The sequence below is a fragment of the Streptomyces sp. NPDC057654 genome (assembly GCF_042800135.1).
Classification (GTDB): domain Bacteria; phylum Actinomycetota; class Actinomycetes; order Streptomycetales; family Streptomycetaceae; genus Streptomyces.
In genome coordinates this window covers 1-2,822 of sequence record NZ_JBHVHQ010001018.1, presented here as the reverse complement: position 1 = coordinate 2,822, position 2,822 = coordinate 1, and the positions used below count along the sequence as shown (strand labels likewise).

At 65.8% G+C, this 2,822-nt stretch carries 5 protein-coding genes; 3 read left to right on the top strand and 2 right to left on the bottom strand.

Annotated features, from left to right (window positions below; all coding sequences use genetic code 11):
• Nucleotides 1-26: 26 nt before the first annotated feature.
• Complete coding sequence (locus tag ACFU99_RS39805; protein ID WP_384402468.1) at nt 27-986, bottom strand: aldo/keto reductase; 960 nt, start codon at nt 984-986, stop codon at nt 27-29.
• Between the two features lie 70 nt (nt 987-1,056).
• Nucleotides 1,057-1,476 (bottom strand): ATP-binding protein, encoded by a 420-nt coding sequence (locus ACFU99_RS39800; RefSeq protein ID WP_384402465.1) that lies wholly within the window; start codon nt 1,474-1,476, stop codon nt 1,057-1,059.
• Nucleotides 1,477-1,625: 149 nt separating this feature from the next.
• On the opposite strand from ACFU99_RS39800, the gene ACFU99_RS39795 reads away from it, so the two are divergent.
• From ACFU99_RS39795 to ACFU99_RS39785, 3 genes are all read left to right on the top strand, one after another.
• The gene (locus tag ACFU99_RS39795) at nt 1,626-2,477 is read left to right on the top strand and encodes a helix-turn-helix domain-containing protein (RefSeq protein WP_384402462.1); all 852 of its coding nucleotides are present in this window, start codon (nt 1,626-1,628) and stop codon (nt 2,475-2,477) included.
• 4 nt (nt 2,478-2,481) lie between these two features.
• Nucleotides 2,482-2,688 (top strand): DUF397 domain-containing protein, encoded by a 207-nt coding sequence (locus ACFU99_RS39790; protein ID WP_384402459.1) that lies wholly within the window; start codon nt 2,482-2,484, stop codon nt 2,686-2,688.
• A gap of 19 nt (nt 2,689-2,707) precedes the next feature.
• A partial coding sequence (locus ACFU99_RS39785) for a DUF397 domain-containing protein (RefSeq protein ID WP_384402471.1) occupies nt 2,708-2,822 on the top strand: 115 nt, incomplete at its 3' end.

Sequence of the window (2,822 nt, the reverse complement as noted above, 5' to 3'; positions counted from 1 at the left end):
CCAGTGGCCCCCCACCGCGCTCCCGGTTAGGAAGAGGCGGTCGTCAAAGTCTCCAGCTCGGTGTCCGACAGACGCAGGTCCTGCGCGGCGAAGAGTGCCGGCAGCTGCTCGACGGTGCGTGCGGAGGCGATCAGCGAGGTCACGGTCGGCTGCCGCGCGAGCCAGGCCACTGCCACGGTGGCCATCTCCACTCCCCGCGCCGTCGCGACCTGCTCCAACGCGTCGAGCACCTTCACGCCGCGTTCCGTGTCCGCGTAGCCGCCGGCGAGTCCGGGGAAGTTGCGCACGTTCTCGATGCTCTTCCCGGGGCGGTACTTGCCGGTGAGGAAGCCGGAGGCGAGTGCGAAGTACGGAACGCAGGCCAGCCCTTCGCGCTGTACGACCTCCCGCCGCGCACCCTCGTAGGTATCGCGTGAGACAAGGTTGTACTGCGGCTGTAGTGCCACGTAACGGGCCAGCCCTTCGCGATCGGAGAAGGCCAGCGACGCGGAAAGCCGTTCGGGGCTGATGTTGGAGGCCGCGATGGCACGCACCTTGCCGGCCTTCACGAGATCGTCGAGGGCGGTGATGATCTCGTCCACAGGGATGGATTCGTCCCGGTCGAAATGGGTGTAATAGAGATCGATGTGGTCGGTACGCAGTCGCCGCAGGGACTCCTCGGCAGCAGCCTTGATGTTGGCGGGCGCAAGACCCATGTACTCCGGATGGTCGCCGACCTTGGTCGCGACGACCACGTCGTCGCGGTTGCGGCGGGCGGCGAGCCAGTCGCCGATGATGCTCTCGGACTGTCCCGGCTCGTTGCCCTGCTCGGGAAAGTAATTCATGTACGCGTCGGCGGTGTCGAGGAAATTGCCGCCTGCGGCGAGGTAGGCGTCGAGTACCGCGAACGACTGGGTCTTGTCGGCGGTCCAGCCGAAGACGTTGCCGCCCAGGCAGAGGGGGGAAACGAGGAGGTCGGACGAGCCGAGCGTGCGAGGTTCAGTCATGGCAGGACCAACGTCCGCCCGGTTGCCCGAAGTTCCCCGCCGGCTGTGTCCCCGATGTCCGCGCGACCTCTTATGCAGGGTCGCGCAACTCGAACCAGACCCGCTTCCCGGACGGCTGAAGCCCGCCGGTCCAGGTGATCCCCCACGCGGACGCGAGTTCCTGTACGAGCAGCAGCCCGCGCCCCGACTCCTCATCGGGGCGCGCTTCGCGCAGCCGGGGACGGCTGTCGGGATCGTCGTCGTGCACCGTCACGAGCACGCTGTCGCGGCTCACGGTGGTCTCGATGCGGATGGTGGGGGTGGCGGTATGGAGATTGATGTTCGTGACCGCCTCCGACACCAGCAGCTTGGCCACATCCACCAGGCCGGGCCGGTCGTTGGCGAAGAGAACGGCCGCCACGGTGTCACGGCAGAACTTCGGGCTGGTGGGGGAGTTGGGGGCGCTGAGTCCGTAGGACTGGGTGGGTTCGGTGATGAGTGCGGAGCTCATGTTCGGGTCTCCCTACGCTGCGTTGCGTAACCGACCGAATGCGGTGCGCTAGGGTGACTGTAGGGCATACAGAGCACGCGTTCTCTCACTTCTTGGAACCATTTCCTTCGTAAGAGTGTGAGAAGGTCGCGCACGAGGGGAGGGCGCACATGTCGCCAAGGTCAGTTCCGACCGCTCGGCAACGACGTCTCGGCACGGAGCTGCGCAAGATGCGCGAACACGCCGGAATGAACGTCGTCCAGGCCGCTGAGCAGTTGGGCGTCAACCGGACGCGGATCAGCAATATGGAAGCTGGTCGATTCGGCGTAAGCGAGGAACGTGTACGTACTCTCGCCGCCATCTACTCGTGTGGTGACCAGGCGTACGTCGATCAGCTCGTGGCCGTAGCCGTGGAGCGTGGTAACGGATGGTGGGAGGACTACCGGGGGAAGTTGGCCGCCAATGCCCTGGACCTGGCAGAGCTTGAACACCATGCGGTTGAGGTGCGCTCGGTGCAGATCGTGCACATGCCCGGGCTCCTCCAGACCGAGGACTACGCGAAGGCCGTGCTCTCCACCGCCGAGCCCGAGCCCACCCCGGTTCAGCTCCGGGTCAGGCTCTCGCACCGGTTGAAGCGTCGAGATGTGTTGGATCGGGAAGACCCACCGCAGTGCGCCTTCCTCATCCATGAAGCCGCATTGAGGCTCCACTTCGGCGGGCCGAAAGTGGCCCGGAGGCAGTTGGAGTATGTCCTCGAAGCGTCGGAGCGGGACAATGTGACCGTGCGCGTCATCCCGTTCTCCGCGGGCGGGTTCCCGAACGCGGGATGTTCCACCACGTACTTCTCCGGGCCGGTGCCGCAGTTGGACACGGTGCAGATCGATGCGCCAACCGGTAGCGCGCTCCTCGACTCGGAGGCGCACCTTGCCAACTACCGGCGAGTTCTGGACCGGACGGAAGAGGGGGTGATGACCTCCGAGGACACGCGTGACTTCGTACACGCCATCGCGAACCAACTCTGAAGGCATGGGTATGTCCAAAATACAGTGGCAGAAGTCTTCCTACTCGGCTGATGCCGAGGGCAACAACTGTGTGGAGCTCGCTCGGGCCGCTGGCGCGGTCCTTCTGCGGGAGAGCGACGACCCCGGCGTCATCGTCGCGACCAGCCCAGCCCGGCTGGGGGCGCTCGTCCGAGGCGTAAAGACCGGCGTATTTGATCACCCTGCCCGCTGACCTCACTGGAGGTGCAGTGATGACTGAAATGCAGTGGCAGAAGTCTTCCTACTCGGCTGACGCCGAGGGCAACGCCTGCGTGGAGCTCGCACGGGGCGCTGGCGCGCTTCTCCTGCGGGAGAGCGACGCCCCCG